Source organism: Streptomyces sp. NPDC048600 (assembly GCF_055587025.1).
The window spans coordinates 119,125-141,010 of record NZ_JBVJGZ010000023.1 but is presented as its reverse complement, the minus strand read 5'-3'; the positions used below and the strand labels follow the sequence as shown (position 1 = coordinate 141,010).

The 21,886-nt window shown below is 73.0% G+C and carries 20 protein-coding genes; 10 read left to right on the top strand and 10 right to left on the bottom strand.

The window, feature by feature from the left end:
* Positions 1-103: 103 nt before the first annotated feature.
* The 4 genes from pepN to ACZ6SQ_RS27850 all read right to left on the bottom strand — a co-directional run bounded on the left by pepN (position 104) and on the right by ACZ6SQ_RS27850 (position 4,483).
* Positions 104-2,602, bottom strand: coding sequence for an aminopeptidase N (pepN, locus tag ACZ6SQ_RS27865; protein ID WP_469566702.1), 2,499 nt, complete (start codon positions 2,600-2,602; stop codon positions 104-106).
* A 191-nt stretch (positions 2,603-2,793) separates the two neighbouring features.
* Positions 2,794-3,312, bottom strand: a complete 519-nt coding sequence (locus ACZ6SQ_RS27860) for a response regulator (RefSeq protein WP_469566700.1) — start codon at positions 3,310-3,312, stop codon at positions 2,794-2,796.
* Between the two features lie 133 nt (positions 3,313-3,445).
* Positions 3,446-3,796, bottom strand: a complete 351-nt coding sequence (locus ACZ6SQ_RS27855; protein ID WP_386380285.1) for a chorismate mutase — start codon at positions 3,794-3,796, stop codon at positions 3,446-3,448.
* 252 nt (positions 3,797-4,048) lie between these two features.
* A complete protein-coding gene (locus ACZ6SQ_RS27850; RefSeq protein WP_469566697.1) occupies positions 4,049-4,483 on the bottom strand; it encodes a GNAT family N-acetyltransferase in 435 nt (144 codons plus the stop codon).
* Between the two features lie 225 nt (positions 4,484-4,708).
* Between ACZ6SQ_RS27850 and ACZ6SQ_RS27845 the strand changes: the two genes are divergently transcribed.
* The 4 genes from ACZ6SQ_RS27845 (at position 4,709) to ACZ6SQ_RS27830 (ending at position 9,855) form a co-directional block, all read left to right on the top strand.
* On the top strand, positions 4,709-5,602 hold the full coding sequence (locus ACZ6SQ_RS27845) for a hypothetical protein (RefSeq protein WP_469566695.1): 894 nt from the start codon (positions 4,709-4,711) through the stop codon (positions 5,600-5,602).
* Positions 5,603-5,734: 132 nt separating this feature from the next.
* Entirely contained in the window at positions 5,735-6,895 is a 1,161-nt protein-coding gene (locus tag ACZ6SQ_RS27840) for a LacI family DNA-binding transcriptional regulator (protein ID WP_469566693.1), read from the top strand.
* A gap of 40 nt (positions 6,896-6,935) precedes the next feature.
* Positions 6,936-8,771, top strand: a complete 1,836-nt coding sequence (locus tag ACZ6SQ_RS27835; protein WP_469566691.1) for a glycoside hydrolase family 35 protein — start codon at positions 6,936-6,938, stop codon at positions 8,769-8,771.
* Positions 8,772-8,874: 103 nt separating this feature from the next.
* Positions 8,875-9,855 (top strand): hydroxyacid dehydrogenase, encoded by a 981-nt coding sequence (locus ACZ6SQ_RS27830; RefSeq protein WP_469566712.1) that lies wholly within the window; start codon positions 8,875-8,877, stop codon positions 9,853-9,855.
* 139 nt (positions 9,856-9,994) lie between these two features.
* On the opposite strand, the gene ACZ6SQ_RS27825 is transcribed toward ACZ6SQ_RS27830, so the two are convergent.
* Positions 9,995-10,900, bottom strand: a complete 906-nt coding sequence (locus ACZ6SQ_RS27825; RefSeq protein WP_469566689.1) for an SDR family oxidoreductase — start codon at positions 10,898-10,900, stop codon at positions 9,995-9,997.
* A gap of 18 nt (positions 10,901-10,918) precedes the next feature.
* Positions 10,919-11,665: an SDR family oxidoreductase gene (locus ACZ6SQ_RS27820; RefSeq protein WP_469566688.1), complete on the bottom strand. Its 747-nt coding sequence runs from the start codon at positions 11,663-11,665 to the stop codon at positions 10,919-10,921.
* Positions 11,666-11,750: 85 nt separating this feature from the next.
* On the opposite strand from ACZ6SQ_RS27820, the gene ACZ6SQ_RS27815 reads away from it, so the two are divergent.
* The 4 genes from ACZ6SQ_RS27815 to ACZ6SQ_RS27800 all read left to right on the top strand — a co-directional run bounded on the left by ACZ6SQ_RS27815 (position 11,751) and on the right by ACZ6SQ_RS27800 (position 15,203).
* On the top strand, positions 11,751-12,503 hold the full coding sequence (locus tag ACZ6SQ_RS27815) for an enoyl-CoA hydratase family protein (RefSeq protein WP_469566686.1): 753 nt from the start codon (positions 11,751-11,753) through the stop codon (positions 12,501-12,503).
* A complete protein-coding gene (locus tag ACZ6SQ_RS27810) occupies positions 12,500-13,315 on the top strand; it encodes a CoA transferase subunit A (protein WP_469566684.1) in 816 nt (271 codons plus the stop codon). Before ACZ6SQ_RS27815 ends, ACZ6SQ_RS27810 begins: the two co-directional genes overlap by 4 nt.
* Positions 13,312-14,028, top strand: a complete 717-nt coding sequence (locus tag ACZ6SQ_RS27805) for a CoA-transferase subunit beta (protein ID WP_469566681.1) — start codon at positions 13,312-13,314, stop codon at positions 14,026-14,028. Before ACZ6SQ_RS27810 ends, ACZ6SQ_RS27805 begins: the two co-directional genes overlap by 4 nt.
* A gap of 146 nt (positions 14,029-14,174) precedes the next feature.
* Entirely contained in the window at positions 14,175-15,203 is a 1,029-nt protein-coding gene (locus tag ACZ6SQ_RS27800) for an NAD(P)H-dependent flavin oxidoreductase (RefSeq protein ID WP_469566710.1), read from the top strand.
* A gap of 40 nt (positions 15,204-15,243) precedes the next feature.
* Here ACZ6SQ_RS27800 and ACZ6SQ_RS27795 read toward each other — a convergent pair whose 3' ends face one another.
* From ACZ6SQ_RS27795 to ACZ6SQ_RS27785, 3 genes are all read right to left on the bottom strand, one after another.
* Positions 15,244-16,401, bottom strand: coding sequence for an acetyl-CoA C-acetyltransferase (locus ACZ6SQ_RS27795; protein WP_469566679.1), 1,158 nt, complete (start codon positions 16,399-16,401; stop codon positions 15,244-15,246).
* Between the two features lie 36 nt (positions 16,402-16,437).
* A complete protein-coding gene (locus ACZ6SQ_RS27790; protein ID WP_386380296.1) occupies positions 16,438-17,076 on the bottom strand; it encodes a TetR/AcrR family transcriptional regulator in 639 nt (212 codons plus the stop codon).
* A 70-nt stretch (positions 17,077-17,146) separates the two neighbouring features.
* A complete protein-coding gene (locus ACZ6SQ_RS27785) occupies positions 17,147-17,935 on the bottom strand; it encodes an SDR family oxidoreductase (RefSeq protein WP_469566677.1) in 789 nt (262 codons plus the stop codon).
* Between the two features lie 49 nt (positions 17,936-17,984).
* Between ACZ6SQ_RS27785 and ACZ6SQ_RS27780 the strand changes: the two genes are divergently transcribed.
* Both ACZ6SQ_RS27780 and ACZ6SQ_RS27775 read left to right on the top strand, forming a co-directional pair.
* A complete protein-coding gene (locus ACZ6SQ_RS27780) occupies positions 17,985-19,124 on the top strand; it encodes an acyl-CoA dehydrogenase family protein (RefSeq protein WP_469566674.1) in 1,140 nt (379 codons plus the stop codon).
* Positions 19,124-20,149 carry an acyl-CoA dehydrogenase family protein gene (locus tag ACZ6SQ_RS27775; protein ID WP_469566671.1) on the top strand — a complete coding sequence of 342 codons (1,026 nt, stop codon included), beginning with the start codon at positions 19,124-19,126 and terminating at the stop codon, positions 20,147-20,149. The genes ACZ6SQ_RS27780 and ACZ6SQ_RS27775 overlap by 1 nt, the downstream gene beginning before the upstream one ends.
* On the opposite strand, the gene qcrB is transcribed toward ACZ6SQ_RS27775, so the two are convergent.
* Positions 20,130-21,848, bottom strand: a complete 1,719-nt coding sequence (qcrB, locus tag ACZ6SQ_RS27770; RefSeq protein WP_469566670.1) for a cytochrome bc1 complex cytochrome b subunit — start codon at positions 21,846-21,848, stop codon at positions 20,130-20,132. The two genes, ACZ6SQ_RS27775 and qcrB, sit on opposite strands and share 20 nt — an antisense overlap.
* Between the last annotated feature and the right edge of the window lie 38 nt (positions 21,849-21,886).

Below are 21,886 nucleotides of genomic sequence, written 5' to 3'. Positions count from 1 at the left end.
CCCCCCCCCCCCCCCCCCCCCCCCCCCCCCCCCCCCCCCCCCCCCCCCCCCCCCCCCCCCCCCCCCCCCCCCCCCCCCCCCCCCCCCCCCCGCCGTACGGCGGTTACGCCTCGCCCCGGACCCGCAGCGCGCGGGCGAGGTCGTCGAGCTGGTCGACCAGCTTGCGGCGCAGCGCGGGAATCGGCTCCGCCTCGTCGAGGCACCGCTCTCCGAGGCGCAGGGTCTCGGTGTCGACGGCGTGCGTGGGGAAGGCCCAGCGGCCCGCGGCGTCGGCGATGGCGGGCCCTCGGCGTTCGGCGAGGGCGACGACGTCGTCGTAGTAGCGCGCGACGTAGGGCCGCACCAGGTCGGCCTGTTCGGGCTGCCAGAAGCCCTGGGCGGTGGCGGTGAACAGGTAGTTGGACAGGTCGTCGCCGCTGAACATCGCCTCCCAGGCGCGGGCCTTGGCCTCCGGGTCCGGCAGGGCGGCACGGCAGCGCGCGGCGCCCTCCTGGCCGGTGGCGCTCGGGTCGCGCTCGAGCTCGGCGGCGATGGCGGCCTCGTCGGTGGCGCCGAGGACGGCGAGGCGCCCCAGTACCCGCCAGCGCAGCTCGGGGTCGAGTTCGGGCCCGCCGGGCACGGTACCGTCGGCGAGCCAGGCGGCGATGGTGTCGGGCTGAGCGGCGACGTCGATGTAGTGGCGAACGGCGATCAGACGCAGGCCGGGGTGGGAGCCGTCCTCGGTGCGGCGGATGAGGTCGCGGCACAGGGAGCCGACGGTGGACAGCGCGACGGGCCGCGCGTCGGGGCTGAGGTAGCGGTCGGTGATCTGGCCGGTGGCGAAGCCGAGGACGCCCTGCACGAGGGCGAGGTCGGTCTCGCGCGGCAGATGGGCGCGGGCGGTGTCGAGGTAGGCGGCGGGCGGGAGTTCGCCGTCGCGCACGGCGTCCCGCAGGGCGTTCCACACGACCGCGCGGGTGAGGGGCTCGGGCAGGCCCGACAGTCCGGTTCGCAGCGTCTCGAACGACTCGGGGTCGAAGCGGACCTTGGCGTAGGTGAGGTCGCCGTCGTTGAGCAGCAGCAGGGCGGGGCGCTTGCCGATGGGCAGGGCGTCGGTGCCGGGGACGTCGAGGTCGAGCCGCGTGCGCAGGGCGAGGTGGCCGCCCTCGTCGGCGTGGTCACGGTCGTAGAGGCCGACGGCGATGCGGTGCGGTCGGCTGCCGGCGTGGTCGACGGTGAGGGTGCAGACGCCGTTCTCGCCGGGGGTGACACGCGGGGTGAGCGTGTCGACCCCGGTGGTGCGCAGCCAGGCGTCGGCCCAGGCGGGCACGTCGCGGTCGGTGGCGGCGGCGAGGGAGTCGATGAAGTCGGCGAGCGTGGCGTTGCCGAACCTGTGGCGGGAGAAGTGGTTGTTGATGCCCGCGAGGAAGTCCTTCTCGCCGAGCCAGGCGACGAGCTGGCGCAGGGCGGAGGCGCCCTTGGCGTAGGAGATGCCGTCGAAGTTGAGCAGGGCGGAGGCGGTGTCGTCGACGGCGTCGGGGGCGACGGGGTGCGTGGAGGGCCGCTGGTCGGCGTCGTAGCCCCAGCCCTTGCGGACGACGCCGAAGTCGGTCCAGGTGTCGGTGAAGCGGGTGGCCTCGGTGAGGGTCTGGTAGCCCATGTACTCGGCGAAGGACTCGTTGAGCCAGATGTCGTCCCACCACTTGAGGGTGACGAGGTCGCCGAACCACATGTGGGCCATCTCGTGGGCGATGACCATCGCGCGCGTCTGGCGCTCGGTGTCGGTGACGGCCGAGCGGAACACGAACTCGTCCCGGAAGGTGACGAGTCCGGGGTTCTCCATGGCGCCGGCGTTGAACTCGGGGACGAACGCCTGGTCGTAGGAGTCGAACGGGTAGGGCTCGTCGAACTTCTCGTGGTAGCGGTCGAAGCAGGCGCGCGTGACGTCGAGGATTTCGTCGGCGTCCACGTCGAGGTGGGGCGCGAGGGAGCGGCGGCAGTGCAGCGCGAAGGGCAGGCCGCGGTGCTCGGTGCGCACGGAGTGCCAGGGGCCGGCCGCGACGGCGAGGAGGTACGTGGAGATCAGCGGGGTGGGCGCGGCCTCCCAGAGGCCGTCGCCGAGGTGCCGGGTGGTGCTGTTGGCGAGGACGGTCCAGTTCTCGGGCGCCTTGACGGTCAGCTCGAAGACGGCCTTGAGGTCGGGCTGGTCGAAGGCCGCGTAGACGCGCTGGACGTCGTCGAGGAACAGCTGGGTGTAGAGGTAGGTCTCGCCGTCGGTGGGATCGGTGAAGCGGTGCATGCCCTCACCGGTGCGCGAGTAGCGCATGGCGGTGTCGACGCTCAGTTCGTGCTCGCCGGGGGTGAGGTTCTTCAGGGGCAGCCGGTTGCCGTCGAGGCCGCCGGGGTCGAGAGGCTGTCCGTCGAGAGTGGCGGAGCGCAGTTCGGCGGGCTTGAGCTCGACGAAGGTGTCCGTACGGTCCTGGCCCTCGCGCACCGTGAAGCTGATCCTGGTGCGGGAGTCGAAGGTGTCGTCGCCGGTGGTGAGGTCGAGGTCGACGCGATAGCGATGGACGTCGAGGAGCTGGGCACGGGTCTGCGCTTCGTCGCGCGTGAGTACGGACATGGACGACATGCTGCCTGATGGCTCCGACAGGGCACAGGGGCGGTTGACTTCGTGAGCGCACCGTGACGCGCTGTTGTGCGCCGCTCGTACGCCCGTACGCCGTCCGGATGCCCGGCGCGCCCGCTCCTCGGGCCGGGAGTCCACCCGCCGGGCAGGTCTCTCGGGGCAGGAGCCTGCTCGCCGGACAGGTCCTACGTCCGGTCCTGGGCGGGGGTGACGCGGGACTCGCGCTGCTGGGGGACGAGGGCGTCACGCTGGGGCGCGGCCGTGACGCCGGCCCCGGTCACGGCCCGCAGGTCGCGCAGTTGCTGCTGGAGGGCGACGTGGCGCTGATGGGCCTCGTAGAGGTAGCGGATCTTGGTGCGCAGGGACCACGGGTCGACCGGCTTGGTGATTAAGTCGGCGACGCCCAGGCCGAACGCGGCGGTGGTCAGCTCCTGGTCCGGGCCGAAGCCGGTGAGCAGGACGACCGGGATGTGCTGGGTCTGCTCCAGGCGGCGCATGTACCGCACGACCTCCAGGCCCGCCGCGCCCGGCGCGCGGACGTCGAGCAGCAAAAGGCCGACCCGGCCGCGCAGTACCTGTTTGAGCGCCTCGTCGCCGCTGGTGGCGCGGGCGATGCGGTGGCCGAGGGGGACGAGGGCGCTCTCCAGCGCGTACAGCGTGTCCTCGTGATCACCGACGATGAGGATCCTGGCGTCCGACGCCATGGCCGGACCTCCCTCCCGCTGGGTCCGCCAAGGTGGTGCCGGACTGACGCGCTGTGCCCGTCGGCTGACGGGGAGTGCACAGCGCAGCATGCACCGCGCCGGGCTCGGTGTCACGCCCGGGGTGTGTTTCCGGTCAGCGGGCCGTGGCGGGCTGACCGCTGACGGTGTCCTCCGCGATGCGCTCGTGATGGCGGATGACCTCGGCGATGATGAAATTCAGGAACTTCTCCGCGAAGGCCGGATCGAGCTTGGCGTTCTCGGCCAGCGTGCGCAGCCGTGCGATCTGACGGGCCTCGCGGGCCGGGTCGGCGGGCGGCAGCTGGTGCACGGCCTTGAGGTGGCCGACCTGCTGCGTGGCCTTGAACCGCTCCGCGAGCATGTGGACGACGGCCGCGTCGATGTTGTCGATGCTGTCGCGCAGCCGCGCGAGCTCCTCGCGCACGGCGGGGTCGACGTCACCGGTTCCGTTCTGGCTGGTGGTCATGAGCGTCCACCCTACGTGGCGGGCGGGGGTCGGTTCACCGGCGCACAGGACAGAATCCGGGGCCGCTGGCCGAATCACGCGCCCTGTCGGCGCCGGGAGCTCGGGCCGCGCGCGACGTGCGCCGCGGCGGGCCCGGCGCTTGTGACCGGATCCCGCCGGGCGCCGGGGCGCGGGCGCACGGGCGGGCGCGCGTCCCCCGGACCGCCCGAGAGCCCGACCGCCGCCGCGATGCGTGCGTCTGATCGGTTCTGCTCAGGTTCCGATCTTCTTGTGCAGATGCACGTCCTGATGTCCGCCGGGGATCCCCTCTGTGCGACCGGTCTCGCGGAAGCCGAGGCCTCGGTAGAAGTCGGGCGCCTGGAAGGTGAACGAGGAGACGATCATGTCGGTGCAGCCGCGGCGCACGCCCTCCGCCTCGGCGGCGCGCATGAGCCGGCTGCCGAGACCGGTGCCGCGCGCGTCCTCGCGCACCCAGAGCATGTCGACGGCGCACAGGCTGCCCCAGATCCATCCGGTGAGCCCGCCGGCCGTCGCGCCGTCGGCGTCCGTGACGGACACGCTGAGCTCCTCCGGTGCACCGGCCCTCGTGGCCCGCTCGTTGAACGCGGTGAGTTCGTCGTCGAGACGCTTCTCGAGCGCGTCGTCCTTGCCGCCCACCCGCAGCGCGAAGTCATGATCATCGGTCACGGCGCGGAGTATGCCAGGGGTGCGCGGGGCAGGGCGAAGGGTTTCCGGGCTCGGGCACGGCGAAAGGGCACGGGCACGGGGAAAGGTCTGCGGGCGCGGGGCACGGCGACGGGAGGCGCGGGCGTCTCCGGCGCGCAGCCGTGCCCAGCGCTCAACCACACCGGGGAAAAAGCGTTCTTCTACTCGTAGAGTGGACATCGGGTTCAGCGTCTTGGGGGTACGGACGTGGCGAACGGCGGACCGGTCGAGCACGGTTACCCACATCTGGACACGGTGCGGGAGGCCGTCACCGCCCTGTACCGGCGGCTGTCGTACGACACCGTGCGGATGTTCGCGACGAGCGTGGCACCGGCCGATGTGGCGTTCTGCGACACCGACGACCTCTATCTGGGCACACAGCGCGTCGCGCACGAACTGGTGCGGCATTTCCGGCTGCCGGATGCCCGAATGATCGTGAGCTTCCGGGAGATGACCCATGCGGCCAATGTCGAACTGACCTCGGGTCCCGAGTACTTCATCGAGCTCAACGATCGTTTCCGTTCGCATCGCCGGGACATCGGCGCGGCACTCGCGCACGAGATCATGCATGTGTATCTGCACCGGCTCGATCTGTCCTTCGCCGGCACCCGGGACAACGAGATCCTCACGGACACGGCGACGACCTATCTGGGCGCGGGCTGGCTGCTGCTGGACGCCTACCGGGAGGACGGGGCGTCCTCGCAGAAACTGGGGTACCTCACACCGGAGGAGTTCGGCTACGTCCTGGCCAAACGGTCGATGGTGTTCGGTGAGGACCCCTCGACCTGGTTCACCAGCGCACAGGCGTACACGGCGTTCGCGAAGGGGATGACCCGGGCCCGGCGCGACGGGCAGGAGCCTCCGCTGACGGCGGCGGGCTGGGCGGGCCGCCGCCGCTACGCCCGCGATCGTCGGCATGCCCAGGACCACGCGGCCGCCACCGCCCCGGACACGTCCTACACCTTCACTCCGCAGGAGCCGGGTCCGCTGCGGGTCTCCTTTCCGTGCCCCACGTGCCATCAGCGGATCAGGGTGCCGGTTCGGGGGCGGGTGCGGGCGCGGTGCGGGCTGTGCCGGACGGTGCTGGAGTGCGACACGTGACGGTGGCGGGGCCGGGGGGCGTGGGCAGCCGGGGTCTGTGAGTACCGGGACGCGGCGCCCCGCGCCCGTCGGGGTCCGGCCAGGGCGACCACTGCCCGGTGCACGGCGCCGGGCGTAAGAATGTGCGTTTCCATGCCCATGCTGATTGTTCGAGCAGAAACGTTCATCTTCGATCAGGCGGGCGTTAGACTTCAGGTCGGCCGGACGACGATCGACGACGAGGGGAGCCCGGACACCGTGCACGCCGAAGAAAGGCACCAGGAGATCCTCCACAGGGTGCGCGAGCGGGGATCGATCCGGGTCACCGACGTGGCCGCGGAGCTCAACGTCTCCCCCATCACCATCCGGCGCGACGTGGAGGCGCTGGCCGAGCGCGGGCTGGTCACCCGGGTGCACGGCGGCGCGGTGCCGCCGGAGGCCCGGCCGGAGCAGGCGGGCCCGGCACCGTCCCGGCAGCCGGGACGCGAACGGGTCGTCGGCCTGATCGTCCCGGCCGCCGACTACTACTACCCCGAGGTCATCAAGGGCGCCCGCGAGGCCGCCGCCGAGCGCGGCATCCGCCTGGTGCTGGGCATCTCGCAGTACAGCCCCGACGAGGAGCGCGCCCAGGCCCGGCAGATGCTCTCCGACGGCATCGACGGCCTGCTGATCACCCCGTGCGGTCCGCCCGGCACCCGCGACTGGCCGGCCGCCGAACTGGACGTCCCGTACGTGCTGGTCGAGCGGCGCCCGGACGACGACACCGGCGTCGAACGCGTGGTCACGGACCATGTGCACGGCGCCCGGCTCGCCGTACGTCATCTGCGCGACACCGACCGGGAGGTGATCGGCCTGCTGCTGCGCGAGGACAGCCCGCACAGCGCTCTGGTCCTGGAGGGCTACCGGGCCGGGCTGGCCGCGGCCGGGCTGCCGGCCGACGACAGCGGCCTGTACCGGCTGCCCCCGCCGGGCGGCGACACCGCCGAACGCGAGCGGGTGCTGGCCCGGTTCACCGACGCCGCGTCGGGCGGCCGGCTGGAGGCGGCGGTCGTGCACAACGACCACGACGCCATCGTCGTGCTCCAGCGGCTGCGCTCGCGCGGCGTCCAGGTCCCCGACGACATCGCGATCGTGGCATACGACGACGAGGTCGCCGCGCTGGCCGACATCCCGCTGACCGCGGTCGCGCCGCCCAAGCACGCGGTGGGCGCGGCGGCCGTGGAACTCATCGCCGGACGGCTCGCCGACCCCGCCCGGCCCCGGCACCGGATCGAGATCCTGCCCGAACTGCACGTGCGCGCGTCCAGCGTGTAGGGCGCGCCCGCGCCGTCCCGGCTCCCCGACCGGAGAGACCATGTTCGAGATATCGCCCGAGGGTTTCTCCCTCGACGGCCGTCCGTTGCGCCTGCTCTCGGGCGCCCTGCACTACTTCCGGGTGCTGCCCGAGCAGTGGCCGCACCGGCTGCGCCAGCTCAGGGCCATGGGCCTCGACACCGTGGAGACGTACGTCCCGTGGAATCTGCACGAACCGCGCCCCGGCGTGTTCGACTTCGACGGAATCGCCGATCTCGATCGTTTTCTGTTCGCATCGCGGGAGGCGGGGCTGCACGCGATCGTTCGCCCCTCGCCGTACATCTGCGCGGAGTGGGACAACGGCGGGCTGCCGTGGTGGCTGCACGCCGACCGTGAGGTGCGGGCGCTGCGGTGCGGCGACCCGGCCTACGAGGCGCACGTGGACCGCTGGTACGACCGCCTCGTGCCACTGCTCGCCGCGCACCAGGTCACGCGGGGCGGGAACGTGCTGATGGTGCAGGTGGAGAACGAGTACGGCTCCTTCGGCTGCGACACCGGCCATCTGGAGCATCTGGCCGCCTCGCTGCGCTCGCGCGGGATCGAGGTGCCGCTGTTCACGTCGGACGGCCCCGACGACTTCTTCCTGACCGGCGGCACGCTCCACGGCACCCTGGCCACGGTGAACTTCGGCAGCCGGGCGACGGAGGCGTTCTCCTCGCTCACGCGGCTGCGGCCCGACGACCCGGCGATGTGCATGGAGTTCTGGTGCGGCTGGTTCGACCACTGGGGCACCGGCCATGTCGTGCGCGACCCCGGGGAGGCGACGGACACACTCGCGGAGATCCTGCGGGCGGGCGCGTCGGTGAACATCTACATGGCCCACGGCGGCACCAACTTCTCCACCTGGGCGGGCGCCAACACCGAGGACCCGGCGACCGGCGAGCGCTATCGGCCGACGGTGACCAGTTACGACTACGACGCCCCGATCGACGAACGGGGCGCGGCGACGGAGAAGTTCCACGCCTTCCGCGAGGTGCTGGCCGCCTGCGCGGACGGCCCGCTGCCCGCACCGGAACCGGCCGCCGCCCTGCTGCCGCCCGCGCGGGTGGAACTCGCCGAGTCGCTGGCCCTGTTCGACGTCCTGGACTCACTGGCCGGTCCGGAGCGCACGGCTCCGCTGCCGCCGTCCTTCGAGGAGCTCGGCATCGGGCAGGGGCTCGTGCTGTACCGCTCGCGCGTGCCGGGGCCTCGGGGGCCGTACCCGCTGTCGGTGCAGGGGCTCGCCGACCGGGCCCATGTCTATGTCGAGGGCGCCTACGCGGGTGTCCTGGAGAGGGACGCCACAGAGGCGATCGCCGACGTCGCCGTTCCGGAGCCGGGAGTGCGGCTGGAGCTGCTGGTGGAGTCCATGGGCCGGGTCAACTACGGGACCGCGCTGGGCGAGAGCAAGGGCATGCGGCGCGTGCTGCACACCCAGCAGCAGGTGCACGGCTGGCGGGCCCGCGCCGTGGAGCTCGGCCACGGCACGCCCGAGCGGCTGGACTGGACGGGCGCGCGGACGGGCGGGGACGCGGACGGGCACAAGGACGCGGAATCGGGCGTGGACGCGGACGCGGACACCGTCGCGCGGGGGCCGGTGTTCCTGCGCGGCTTCCTGGAGGTGGCCGAGCCGGGCGACGCGTATCTGGCGCTGCCCGGGGCCGGCAAGGGCTATGTGTGGGTCAACGGCTTCTGCCTGGGCCGTTACTGGGAGACGCGTGGGCCGCAGCGGGCGCTGTATCTGCCCTGGCCGTTGCTGCGCACGGGGCGCAACGAGGTCGTGGTGCTGGAGCTGGACGCCGACGCGGGGACGGTTCCGGCGGCGGTGGAGACGCGGGAGACGCCCGACCTGGGCTGAGCACGGACGCCGCTTCGAGGCGTGTTCGTTTCCTGGTACGACCGATCGCGGGAGCCGTCAAGTGACCGTCCTTTCCGTCCGCCGTCCGGTGACCGTCCTCGCCATGGACCTCTCCGTCCGCGAGGCTCTCTTCGACGCCGCCGCGCTGAAACGGCTCACAGCCGTCGCCGACACCGATCCCTCGCTCGTGGTGGGGGACTTCGCCGACCCGGCGGCGGCCGGGGCCCTGGTGCGGGCCGAGGTCCTGCTGACCGGCTGGGGCTGCCCACCCCTGACCGCCGAGGCGCTCGCCCGTATGCCGAAGCTGCGCACGGTCGTGCACGCCGCGGGGTCGGTCAAGCAGCACATCACGGAGGCCTGCTGGCGGCGCGGTCTGACGGTCGCCTCGGCGGCCGGGGCGAACGCACTGCCCGTGGCCGAGTACACGGTCGCCGCGATCCTCTTCTCCGGCAAGCGCGTCCTGCACTCCGCGCGCGTGTACCGGGAGCAGCGGTCCTGGGTGAACCCGCTGGAGGTCATGGGCGCGAACGGCAACTACCGGCGGACCGTGGGCGTCGTCGGCGCCTCCCGGATCGGCCGCCGGGTGCTCGAGCTGCTGCGGCCGTACGACCTGCGGGTCCTGCTCCACGATCCGTACCTCGGCACCGAGGAGGCTGCGGAGCTGGGCGCGTGTTCCGTCGGCCTGGACGTCCTGGCCCGGGACAGTGACATCGTGACCGTCCACGCGCCCGAACTCCCGCAGACCCGCCATCTCTTCGACCGCGCGCGGCTCGCCCTGCTGCCCGACGGTGCGACCCTGATCAACACCTCGCGCGGTTCCCTCGTCGACACCGCCGCTCTGACCGAGGAACTGCTCACCGGCCGGCTGAACGCGGTGCTCGACGTCACCGATCCGGACGTGCTCCCGGCCGACTCACCGCTCTACGACCTGCCCAACGTCCTGCTGACCCCGCACATCGCGGGCTCCCTCGGCAACGAGCTGGGGCGCATGGCCCACGCCGCCCTGGACGAACTGGAGCGCTATGCGAGCGGGTTGCCGTACGCCGACCCGGTGCGGGCGGAACACCTCACGCGCTCGGCGTGAACCCACCACCGCGCGAGCCCCGCGCCCCCCAGGGCGCCCCTAAGCCCCACGCACACCCCACATCACGCTTGCCCTAAGCTCCACGCACACCCACGGCACCCCTGCCCTAAGCCCCACGCACACCCACGGCACCGCTGCCTTAAGCCCCGTACACAGGCCAAGGCTCCTCCCCCGCCGCCAGCAGCTCGCGGGCTGTCTCCCCCGCCTCGGCCGGGGTCCACCGGGCCGCCTTGTCGGCGGTGGGCCCCGGCCGCCAGCCCTCCATGACCGTGATCCGCCCGCCCTCGGTCTCGAACACGCGCCCGGTCACCCCGTCGCAGGCGGCCGAGCCCAGCCAGACGACGAGCGGGGAGACGTTCTCCGGCGCCATGGCGTCGAAGCCGGTGGCCGGTGCCGCCATGGTCTCGGCGAAGGCGCGTTCCGTCATCCGGGTCCGGGCCGCGGGCGCGATGGCGTTGACCTGGACGCCGTAGCGGCGCAGCTCGGCCGCGGCGACCAGGGTCAGCCCCACGATCCCGGCCTTCGCGGCGCTGTAGTTGCCCTGTCCGACCGAGCCCGCGAGACCGGCGCCGCTGGCGGTGTTGACGATCCGCGCGACGGGCGGACGCCCGGCCCTGGCCTCCGCCCGCCAGTGCGCGGCGGCGTGCCGGAGCGGCAGGAAGTGCCCTTTGAGGTGGACGCGTACGACCGCGTCCCAGTCGTCCTCGTCGAGGTTGACCAGCATCCGGTCGCGCAGGAACCCGGCGTTGTTGACGAGGGTGTCCAGCCGGCCGTACGTCTCCACGGCCGAGCGGACGAGCGACGCGGCACCCTCGGTCGTGGCGATGTCTCCGCCGTGGGCGACGGCCTCGCCGCCCACGGCACGGATCTCGTCGGCGACCCGGGCGGCGGGGCTGCTACCGCCCGGGATGCCGTCGAGGCCGACGCCGAGGTCGTTGACGACGACCCGCGCGCCCTCGGCGGCGAAGGCGAGCGCGTGTGCGCGCCCGAGGCCGCGTCCCGCGCCGGTGACGACGACGACCCGGCCGTCGCAGATTCCGCTCATCTCAGCACTCCTTTCATCTCAGCACTCCTTGGGGGCGGTTGCCGCGTCGAGGAAGGCGGGCCGTTCCCCGCCGCCGTGCACCAGCAGCGAGGCCCCGGTGATGTAGGCGGCCGCCGGGGAGGCGAGGAACACGGCCGCCTCGCCCACGTCGGACGGCTCGGCCAGGCGGCCCAGGGGGACGGTTCCGGCGACGGCGGCGACCCCGGACTCGTCGCCGTAGTGGAGGTGGGACAGCTCGGTGCGGACCATGCCGACGACGAGGGTGTTGACCCGGATCTCGGGCGCCCACTCCACGGCCATCGAGCGGGCGAGATGCTCCAGTCCGGCCTTGGCCGCGCCGTAGGCCGCGGAGCCGGGCGAGGGCCGGGCTCCGCTGACACTGCCGATCATCACGATCGAGCCGCGGGCGCGGCGGAGCTGCTCGTACGCGGCGACGGAGGCGGTCAGCGGTGCGACGAGGTTCAGTTCGATCACGCGGGCATGCCGTTCGGGGCCGGCGTCCGTGAGCCGTCGGTAGGGAGTGCCGCCCGCGTTGTTGACCAGGACGTCCAGGCGTGGCAGGTCCGCGAAGAAGGCCCGCACGGCGTCCGGGTCCCGCAGGTCGAGGGGCCTGAACTCGGCTCCCGGCAGCCGGACTTCGGGCGGGCGGCGGGCGCACACGACCACCTCCGCGCCGGCTTCGGCGAACGCCGCCGCGATGCCCGCGCCGACGCCCCTGGTACCCCCGGTGATGACGGCGATCCTGCCGCGCAGCGAGTTGTCCACAGGCCCTCCCGCTCGAATGCGCCGACTGCTAGCTTCGAAGGGTCTCACCTAACAAACGTTTGGTGGAAAGGTAGCTGATGCGCCCATGGGTGTCTCCACCTCGACCCCGGAAAAGGGGATTCACGTCGTCACGGTCGACTACCCGCCGGTGAACGCGCTGCCGGTGGCCGGCTGGTCCGCCCTGGCCGACGCCGTGCGCGCGGCCGGCCGCGCCCCGGAGGCGCGGTGCGTGGTGCTGGCGGCGGAGGGCAGAGGGTTCAACGCGGGCGTGGACATCAAGGAGATACAGGCGGATCCGAACAGGGCCCTGCTCGGGGCCAACTCCGGCTGCGCGGAGGCCTTCGCCGCGGTCTACGAGTGCGAGGTCCCGGTCGTGACGGCGGTGCAGGGCCACTGCCTGGGCGGCGGCATCGGCCTGGTGGGCAACGCGGACGCGATCGTGGCGAGCGACGACGCCCGGTTCGGGCTGCCGGAGCTGGACCGGGGCGCCCTCGGCGCGGCCACGCATCTGGCCCGGCTGGTCCCGCCGCATCTGATGCGCACCCTCTACTACACCTCGCGCACGGTGGGCGCGGCGGAGCTGCGCACGCACGGCTCGGTGTGGCGGGTCGTCCCGCGCGGGGAGCTGCGCGCCGCCGCGCTGGAGCTGGCGCGCGAGATCGCCGCGAAGGACGGCCGGCTGCTGCGGCTGGCCAAGGCCGCGATCAACGGAATCGACCCGGTGGACGTGCGCCGGAGCTACCGCTTCGAGCAGGGCTACACCTTCGAGGCGGCCCTCAGCGGGGTGGCCGACCGGGTCAGGAACACCTTCGGCAGGGACGGGGCGGTGACCGAGTGACCGACAAGACCATGACCGCCGACGAGGCGGTGGCCCGGCTGACGAGCGGAATGACCCTCGGCATCGGCGGCTGGGGCTCCCGCCGCAAACCGATGGCCCTGGTCAGAGCCCTGCTCCGGACCGCGGTCACCGATCTCACCGTCGTCTCCTGCGGCGGCCCCGACGTCGGCATGCTCGCCGCGGCCGGACGCGTCCGCAGGCTGGTCGCGCCCTTCGTCACCCTCGACTCCGTCCCGCTCGAACCGCACTACCGCGCGGCTCGTGAGCAGGGCGCCCTGGAGCTGACCGAGATCGACGAGGCGATGTTCCTGTGGGGTCTGCGGGCCGCCGCCCACCGGATGCCGTTCCTGCCGGTGCGGGCCGGACTCGGCTCCGACGTGATGCGGATCAACCCCGGCCTGCGGACGGTGACCTCGCCGTACGAGGACGGCGAGACCTTCGTCGCCGTGCCGGCGCTGCGGCTGGACGCGGCCCTGGTGCACGTCAACCGCGCCGACCGGCGGGGCAACGGCCAGTATCTGGGCCCCGACCCCTACTTCGACGACCTGTTCTGCGAGGCCGCCGACACCGCGTACGTCTCCTGCGAGCGGATCGTCGACACGGCCGAGCTGACCAAGGAGGCCCCACCCCAGACCCTCCTGATCAAGAGGCACACGGTCACGGGCGTGGTCGAGGCCCCGAACGGGGCGCTCTTCACCTCCTGCGCGCCGGACTACGGCCGCGACGAGGCCGCCCAGCGGGAGTACGTGAGCACCCCCTGGCCGGTGTACGCCGAGCGGCATCTCGGCCGGGGTGAGGGGAGCGGGACATGACCGCCACCCGTGCCGAGTACTGCGTCGTCGCCTGCGCCGAGGCCTGGCGCGGTGCGGGCGAGATCCTGGCCAGCCCCATGGGGCTGATCCCGTCCCTGGGCGCGCGGCTGGCCCGTCTCACCTTCGCCCCGGACCTGCTGCTGACCGACGGCGAGGCGCTGCTCGTCCGCCCCGACGGCACCCCGGAGGGCTGGCTGCCCTACCGGCAGCATCTCGGCCTGGTCACGGGCGGGCGGCGGCACGTGATGATGGGCGCGAGCCAGCTCGACCGTCACGGCAACCAGAACATCTCCTGCATCGGCGACTGGGCGCGGCCGAGGCGACAGCTGCTGGGTGTCCGGGGCGCGCCGGTGAACACGCTCAACAATCCGACCAGTTACTGGGTCCCGAGGCATTCGCGGCGGGTGTTCGTGGAGCGGGTGGACCTGGTGTGCGGGGTGGGCTACGACCGCGCCGCCGGCGCGCCTCACCACCGGCTCGTCCGGGTCGTCTCCGACCTCGCCGTCCTGGACTTCGCGACGCCCGACCACTCGATGCGGCTGGCCTCGCTGCATCCCGGGGTGAGCGTCGAGGACGTGCGGGAGGCGACGGGTTTCGCGCTGACGGTCCCCGACGACGTGCCGTACACGCGTGATCCCACGGCCGAGGAACTGCGTCTGGTCCGGGAGGAGCTGGATCCGGGCAACGCGCGCGCGAGAGAGGTGGACCGGTGACGCCGCCGGCACCCGCCGTGCCCCCGTCGAAGCCGCCGGTGCCTCCGCCGACGGAGACGGCACCGACCCCGCCACCGGTGCCTCCGCCGGCGGAGACCGCGCTGACCCGGCTGGTCGGGGTCCGCCATCCGATCGTGCAGACCGGCATGGGCTGGGTCGCGGGCCCGCGCCTGGTCTCCGCCACGGCGAACGCGGGAGCGCTGGGCATCCTGGCCTCCGCCACAATGACCGTCGACCGGCTGCGGGAGGCGGTCCGTGAGGTCAGATCCCGTACGGACGCGCCCTTCGGGGTCAACCTGCGCGCCGACGCCGCCGACGCGGGCGACCGGGTCCGGGTGATCGTCGAGGAGGGGGTACGGGTCGCCTCGTTCGCCCTCGCGCCCTCTCCCGGTCTGATCGCCGAGCTCAAGGAGGCCGGGGTGGTGGTGATCCCGACCGTGGGGGCCCGGCGGCACGCCGAGAAGGTCGCGGCGTGGGGCGCGGACGCAGTGATCGTGCAGGGCGGCGAGGGCGGCGGACACACGGGCGAGGTGGCGACGACGGTGCTGCTGCCGCAGGTGGTGGACGCGGTGCGGATACCGGTCGTGGCGGCCGGGGGGTTCTTCGATGGCCGCGGTCTGGTCGCGGCGCTGGCCTACGGGGCGGCGGGGGTCGCGATGGGCACGCGGTTTCTGCTCACCTCCGACTCGACGGTCCCCGACGCGGTCAAGGCGCGCTATCTGGCGGCCACGGTCCAGGACGTCACGGTCACCCGGGCCGTGGACGGCATGCCCCACCGCATGCTGCGCACGGACCTGGTCGAGTCCCTGCAGCACACCGGCCGCGCGAGAGCACTGCTCCGGGCCGTGCGCCACGCGGCGGCCTTCCGCGAACTCTCCGGGCAGTCCTGGCGCGGAATGCTCCGGGACGGCCGGGCCCTGAGACACGCCGAGGACCTGACCTGGAGCCGGCTCCTGCTCGCCGCCAACACGCCGATGCTGCTCAAGGCCTCGATGGTGGACGGCCGCACGGATCTCGGGGTGATGGCGTCCGGGCAGGTCGCCGGGGTGATCGACGACCTGCCCTCCTGCGCCGAGCTGGTGGAGAGGATCATGGGCGAGGCCGGGGAGGTGCTGGCGGCACTGACAGGTCACGCCCCGCGAGGGACCGTGGGGACCATGCGTCCCACCTCGTGACCGCGACGGAGACTCCCCGCTCGCCTCCCCGCCGTGATCGTCACACCCTCTCGATGATCGTCACGTTGGCCTGTCCCCCGCCCTCGCACATCGTCTGGAGCCCGAACCGGCCGCCCGTGCGCTCCAGTTCGTGCAGCAGGGTCGTCATCAGACGGACGCCGGTGGCGCCCAGGGGGTGGCCGAGGGCGATGGCGCCGCCGTTGACGTTGACCCGGCCGGGGTCCGCGCCGGTCTCCTTCAGCCAGGCCAGGACGACCGGCGCGAAGGCCTCGTTGATCTCGACGAGGTCGATCTCGTCGATGGTCATGCCGGCCTTCTTCAGGGCGTGCGCGGTGGCCGGTATGGGCGCGGTGAGCATACGGATGGGGTCCTCGCCGCGCACGGAGAGGTGGTGCACCCGGGCGCGGGGGGTGAGCCCGTGCTCGCGCACCGCCCGCTCGGAGGCGAGCAGCATCGCCGCCGCGCCGTCGGAGACCTGCGAGGAGCAGGCTGCGGTGATCGTGCCGCCGTCGATCACCGTTCTGAGCCCGGCCATCCTCTCCAGCGAGGTGTCCCGGCGCGGGCCCTCGTCGGCCAGGACGTCGCCGTAGGGGACGAGTTCACGGTCGAAGCGGCCCTCGTCGGCGGCCCGAACGGCGCGCCGGTGGGACGTGAGGGCGAACTCCTCCTGGTCCCGGCGGCTGATCCCCCACTTCGCGGCGATCATCTCGGCGCCGGTGAACTGGTTGACCGCGCGGTCGCCGTAGCGCGCACGCCAGCCCTCGCTGCCCGCGAAGGGACCCTGGGTGAGTCCGAGCGGCTCGGCGGCCTGGCGGGTGGCGAAGGCGATGGGGATCATCGACATGTTCTGCACCCCGCCGGCGACGACGAGGTCCTGGGTCCCGGAGAGCACGGCCTGCGCGGCGAAGTGCACGGCCTGCTGGGAGGAGCCGCACTGCCGGTCCACGGTCACCCCGGGCACCTCCTCCGGCAGGCCCGCCGCCAGCCAGCAGGTGCGTGCGATGTCCCCGGCCTGCGGCCCGACCGCGTCCAGACAGCCGAGGACGACGTCCTCGACGGCACCCGGGTCGACACCGGCACGGGCGACGAGTTCCTTCAGCACATGCGCGCCGAGGTCGGCCGGGTGCACCCCGGCGAGACCTCCCCCGCGCCGCCCCACGGGCGTACGGACCGCTTCCACGATGTAGGCCTCGGCCATGGCGACTCCCTCGCACGAGAAGGCGTAGAAGATGGGCTATTCGCGTACGGCGATCCCGTCCAGCACCATCGACAGGTACTGCCGGGCGATCTCCTCCGGGCTGTGGTGTCCGCCGGGCCGGTACCAGGACGCGGCGACCCACACCGTGTCCCGCACGAACCGGTAGGTGAGCCGGACGTCGAGGTCGGCCCGGAAGGCCCCGGCCGCGACGCCGCGTTCCAGCGTGGCGAGCCACGCCGTCTCGAATCTGCGCTGGGAGTCGGCGAGGAACGCGAACCGTTCCTGCGCCACCAGCTGTCTGCTCTCCTTCTGGTAGATCGCGACGGCGGCGCGGTGCCGGTCGATCTCCCGGAACGACTCGGTGACCAGCGCCTCGAGCGTCTCGCGCGGTCCCAGCGAGGCGTCCAGGACGGTGTCGTAGCCGTCCCACAGCTCGTCGAGGAAGGAGCGCAGGATCTCCTCCAGCATCGACTCCTTGGAGTCGAAGTGGTAGTAGAGGCTGCCCGCGAGCATGCCCGCGTGGTCCGCGATCTTGCGTACGGTGGTGGCGTTGTAGCCCTGTTCGGCGAACACCTCGGCGGCGGTGTCGAGGAGTTCGCGGCGACGGGCGGCCTGGGCGGCGCCGGCCGCGGGCCTGCCCGCCGCCGTCACCTGGGGCTTCTTCTTGGTCGGCACGCACACATTGTGTCCCCCGCGCGTCCGGGGGCCGGGCGTCGCCGTACGGACCGGACTCCCACGACAGGCCCTACGCCCGCTGGCTGCTGACGGAGACGACCTCGCCGGTCAGGTACGAGGAGTAGCCGGAGGCCAGGAACACGATCACGTTGGCCACCTCCCACGGCTCGGCGTACCGGCCGAAGGCCTCCCGCGCGGTCAGTTCGGCCAGCAGTTCCGCGGTCGTCACCTTCGCCAGGTGGGGATGCATGGCCAGGCTGGGCGCCACGGCGTTGACCCGGACGCCGTACTCGGCGGCCTCGACCGCCGCGCACCGGGTCAGCGCCATTACGCCCGCCTTCGCGGCGGCGTAGTGGCCCTGCCCCGGCTGGGCGCGCCAGCCGGCCACCGAGGCGTTGTTGACGATCACCCCGCTGCCCTCGGGACGCATCCGCCGAAGGGCGGCGCGGGTGCAGCGGAAGGTGCCGTTCAGCGTGACGTCGAGCACTCGTGTCCACTGCTCGTCCGTCATGTCGACGAGGGCCGAAGTGCCGCCCAGACCGGCGTTGTTGACGACGATGTCCAGCCGTCCGTGGGCTTCGGCAGCGGTCGCGAACAGCGCCTCCACCTGGGCCTCGTCGGTGACGTCGCACACCGCGGCCGTCACCGCGTCGGCGCCGAACTCCCCGGCCAGCGCGGCCTCGTGCTCCTTCAGCCGCCGTGCGTGCGCGTCGCTGATCAGCACCCGCGCGCCCTCCTCCAGGAAGCGGCGCGCGGTCGCCCCGCCGATCCCGGCGCCCGCGGCGGCGGTGACGACGGCGGTACGCCCGCTCAGCAGCCCGTGTCCGGGCACGTACGCCGGACTCTCGACGCCTGTCATGGCCTCACGCTAACCTACCAAACACTTGTTAGGGAAGGACGGTTCGCCGATGGATCTCGCCTTCGCACCGGAACAGGAGGCGTTCCGGGCCCGGGCCCGGGCATGGCTCGCCGCGCATGTGCCGCGCGAGCCGCTGCCGTCCCTGGAGACGGAGGAGGGCTTCGCGGCCCATCGCGCGTGGGAGGCCGAACTGGCCGCGGACGGCTGGTCGGTGGTCGACTGGCCGTCGGCGTACGGCGGACGGGACGCCGGGCTGGTCGAGTGGCTGCTGTTCGAGGAGGAGTACCACGCGGCGGGAGCACCGGGCCGCGTCGGACAGAACGGCATCAGCCTGCTCGCCCCGACCCTCTTCGACCACGGCACCGAGGAGCAGCGCGCGCGGGTGCTGCCGCCGATGGCGACCGGGGAGACCGTGTGGGCGCAGGCCTGGTCGGAGCCGGAGGCGGGTTCGGACCTGGCCTCGCTGAGAGCGCGCGCCACACGCACCGGAGGCGGCTGGCTGCTCGACGGCGTCAAGACCTGGTCCTCGCGGGCCGCGTTCGCCGACCGCGCGTTCGGCCTGTTCCGCAGCGAGCCCGGCACCGCGCGGCCCCATCAGGGCCTGACGTACCTGATGTTCGACCTGCGCGCCCCCGGCGTCACCGTCCGCCCGATCGCCCGCCTCGACGGACGGCCCGCCTTCGCCGAGCTGTTCCTGGACGGGGTGTTCGTGCCGGACCGGGACGTCGTCGGCACGCCCGGCGACGGCTGGCGCATCGCCATGGCGGCGGCGGGCAACGAACGCGGGCTCAAGCTCCGCTCCCCCGGCCGCTATCTGGCGGGCGCGGAGCGGCTGCACCGGCTGTGGAGGGAGCGGGGCTGCCCGGAGAGCGCGCGGGCGAGGGTGGCGGACGCCGTCCTCGGCGCCCGCGCCTACCAGTTGTTCACCTGGGCCGTCGCCTCCCGCTTCCTGGACGGCGAGCCGGTCGGGGCCGGGGCCAGCCTGAACAAGGTGTTCTGGTCCGAGTACGACATCGCGCTGCACGAGACGGCGCTCGATCTGCTCGGCGAGGACGCCGAGGACGCGGACAGCGCCTGGGCGGAGGGCTATGTCTTCGCCCTGGCCGGACCCATCTACGCCGGCACGAACGAGATCCAGCGGGACATCGTCGCCGAGCGGCTGCTCGGACTGCCGAAGGGACGCCGCTGATGCGCTTCCTCCTCGACACCGAGCAGCGCGCGTTCGCCGCGTCCCTCGCCGCGCTGCTGAAGGCGGCCGACACCCCCTCGGTCGTACGGGACTGGAGCCGCGGCGACCGGACCGGCGGGCGGGCGCTGTGGCGTCGGCTCGCCGGGGCGGGCGTGGTCGCGCTGGCCGTGCCGGAGGCCCTCGGCGGGGTGGGACCGCGCCCGGTGGAACTGGCCGTCGCGTTCCGGGAACTGGGCCGTCACGCGGTACCGGGCCCGCTCGTGGAGACGGTCGCGGCGGCCGCGCTGCTGGCCGGCTCCACGACGGCAACGCCCGCCACCCCCGACCCCACCGCACCCGGCCCCGCCGCCCCAGGCCCCACCGCTTCCGACCCTGCCGCCCGCCTCCTCCCCGCGCTCCTCACCGGCACCACCCTGGCCACCCTCGCCCCCCGGGGCACCCCCGCCCTGGACGGCGACACCGCCGGCCTGCGGCTGTCGCTGACGCCCGACGGTGTGCGCCTGTCCCCCGGCCACGGCCCGGTGCGGCCCTCGCTCGACCCCGCCCGCCGCCGGGCACTCCTCACGGAGGGCGGCGAACTCCTCGCGGCGAGCCCCGGCGCGATCCGGGCCGCGCTCGCCCTCGCCCGGCTCACCACCGCCGCGCAGGCCCTCGGCGTGGGAGAGGCGCTGCTCGACCGGACGGTCGAGTACGTCGGCCGGCGCAGACAGTTCGGGGTCCCGGTCGGTTCCTTCCAGGCCGTCAAGCACCGGCTGGCCGACGCCAGGATCGCACTGGAGTTCGCCGCGCCCCTGGTCTTCGGGGCGGCGCTCACGATGAGCGAGGCGGACCTGGCCGCGGCGAAGGCCGGCGCGTGCGAGGCGGCGTACGGCACCGCGCGGACCGCGCTGCAGTGCCACGGCGCGATCGGCTACACCTCGGAGTACGACCTGTCGCTGTGGCTGACCAGGGCGAAGGCCCTGCGCACCGCGTGGGGCGACCCGGACACCTGCCGGGCCGAGCTGCTCAGTGCCCTTCGCGGGTGAGCTCGCGGTACTCCTCGGGTGTCGGCTTCTCGACCTGGTTGTCGGGCCCGTACAGACTGCGGGACAGCCGGGCGCGCAGCCGGTGGGAGAGCTTGACCCGCCGCCGTACGCCGTTCGCGTCGACCCGGGGCCCGGTCTCGTACGGCTCCCGCTGCTCGTGCTGGGTGAGGGTGAACAGCTGTGCCTGCGAGAGGGGTTCGTGGACCTCGATGTACTCGCCGTCCGGGAGGCGCTTGATCGTGCCGGTCTCCCTGCCGTGCAGCACCTTGTCGCGGTCGCGGTACTGCAGGCCCATGCAGACGCGTTTGGTGACCATGTAGGCCACGACGGGGACCACGAACACCGCGATCCGCACGAACCAGGTGATGGTGTTGATGGACAGATGCAGATGCGTGGCCACGATGTCGTTGCCGCCGCCGATCAGGAGCACCCCGTACAGGCTGAGCCAGGCGACGCCGAGGGATGTGCGCACGGGCGCGTTGCGCGGCCGGTCGAGGATGTGGTGCTCGCGCCGGTCGCCGGTGACCCAGGACTCCACGAAGGGGTGGATCAGGATCGCCATCATGATCAGCGGGAAGAGCGCGAACGGGATGAACACGCCGAGCGCGAGCGTGTGTCCGTAGGCGTTGATCTCCCATCCCGGCATCACCCGGATCAGTCCCTCGGAGAAGCCGAGGTACCAGTCGGGCTGGGCGCCGGTGGTGACCAGGTCGGGGCGGTAGGGGCCGAACGCCCACACCGGGTTGATCTGCGCGAGGCCGCCGAGCAGCGTGAGCACACCGAAGACGAGGAAGAAGAAGCCGCCGGCCTTGGCGGTGTAGATCGGCCACAGGGGCATGCCGACGACCGTGCGCCGGTCGTGGCCGGGGCCCGGGTACTGGGTGTGCTTGTGGTAGAAGACCAGGATCAGATGGGCGGCGACCAGGCCCAGCATGATCCCGGGCAGCAGCAGGATGTGGATCGGGTACAGCCGCGGGATGATCTCGTGCCCCGGGAACTCCCCGCCGAACAGGAAGAACGCCAGATACGTCCCGACGACCGGCACCGACAGGATCGCGCCGTGCGCGAAGCGGACGCCGGTGCCGGAGAGCAGGTCGTCGGGGAGCGAGTAGCCGGTCAGTCCCGTGAGCAGGCCCAGCATCAGCAGGGTCCAGCCGAACATCCAGTTCAGCTCGCGGGGCTTGCGGAAGGCGCCGGTGAAGAACACCCGCATCATGTGCACGAGCATGCCGGCCACGAAGACCACGGCCGACCAGTGGTGGATCTGCCGGATCAGCAGTCCGCCGCGCACGTCGAAGCTGATGTCCAGGGTGGACTCGAAGGCGCGGGTCACGATCACGCCGTTGAGCGGGGCGTACGTGCCGTCGTAGACGACCTCGGTGGCGCTGGGCTCGAAGAAGAGGGTGAGGTAGACGCCGGTGAGGATCAGCACGATGAAGCTGTAGAGGCAGACCTCGCCGAGCATGAACGAACCGTGTTCCGGAAACACCTTGCGCATGTTCGCCTTGGCCAGCGGGTAGAGCCCGAGCCGCCCGTCGAACCAGTCGGCCAGCCGCTCACCCCTGCCGGGAGAGGTGCGCCGCCCGCCCCCGGGCGCGGAACCCGGGAGCCGAGGCACCCCGGGCGCGGCGCCCGAGTTCCCTGACAGGGCCTCACGCCCGGTTACCGGCCCCTCGTCCGCCGCTCGTGCGCCGCCCATACGAGCCTCCCGTCGGTCTCCCTCAGGGTGGCACGGTG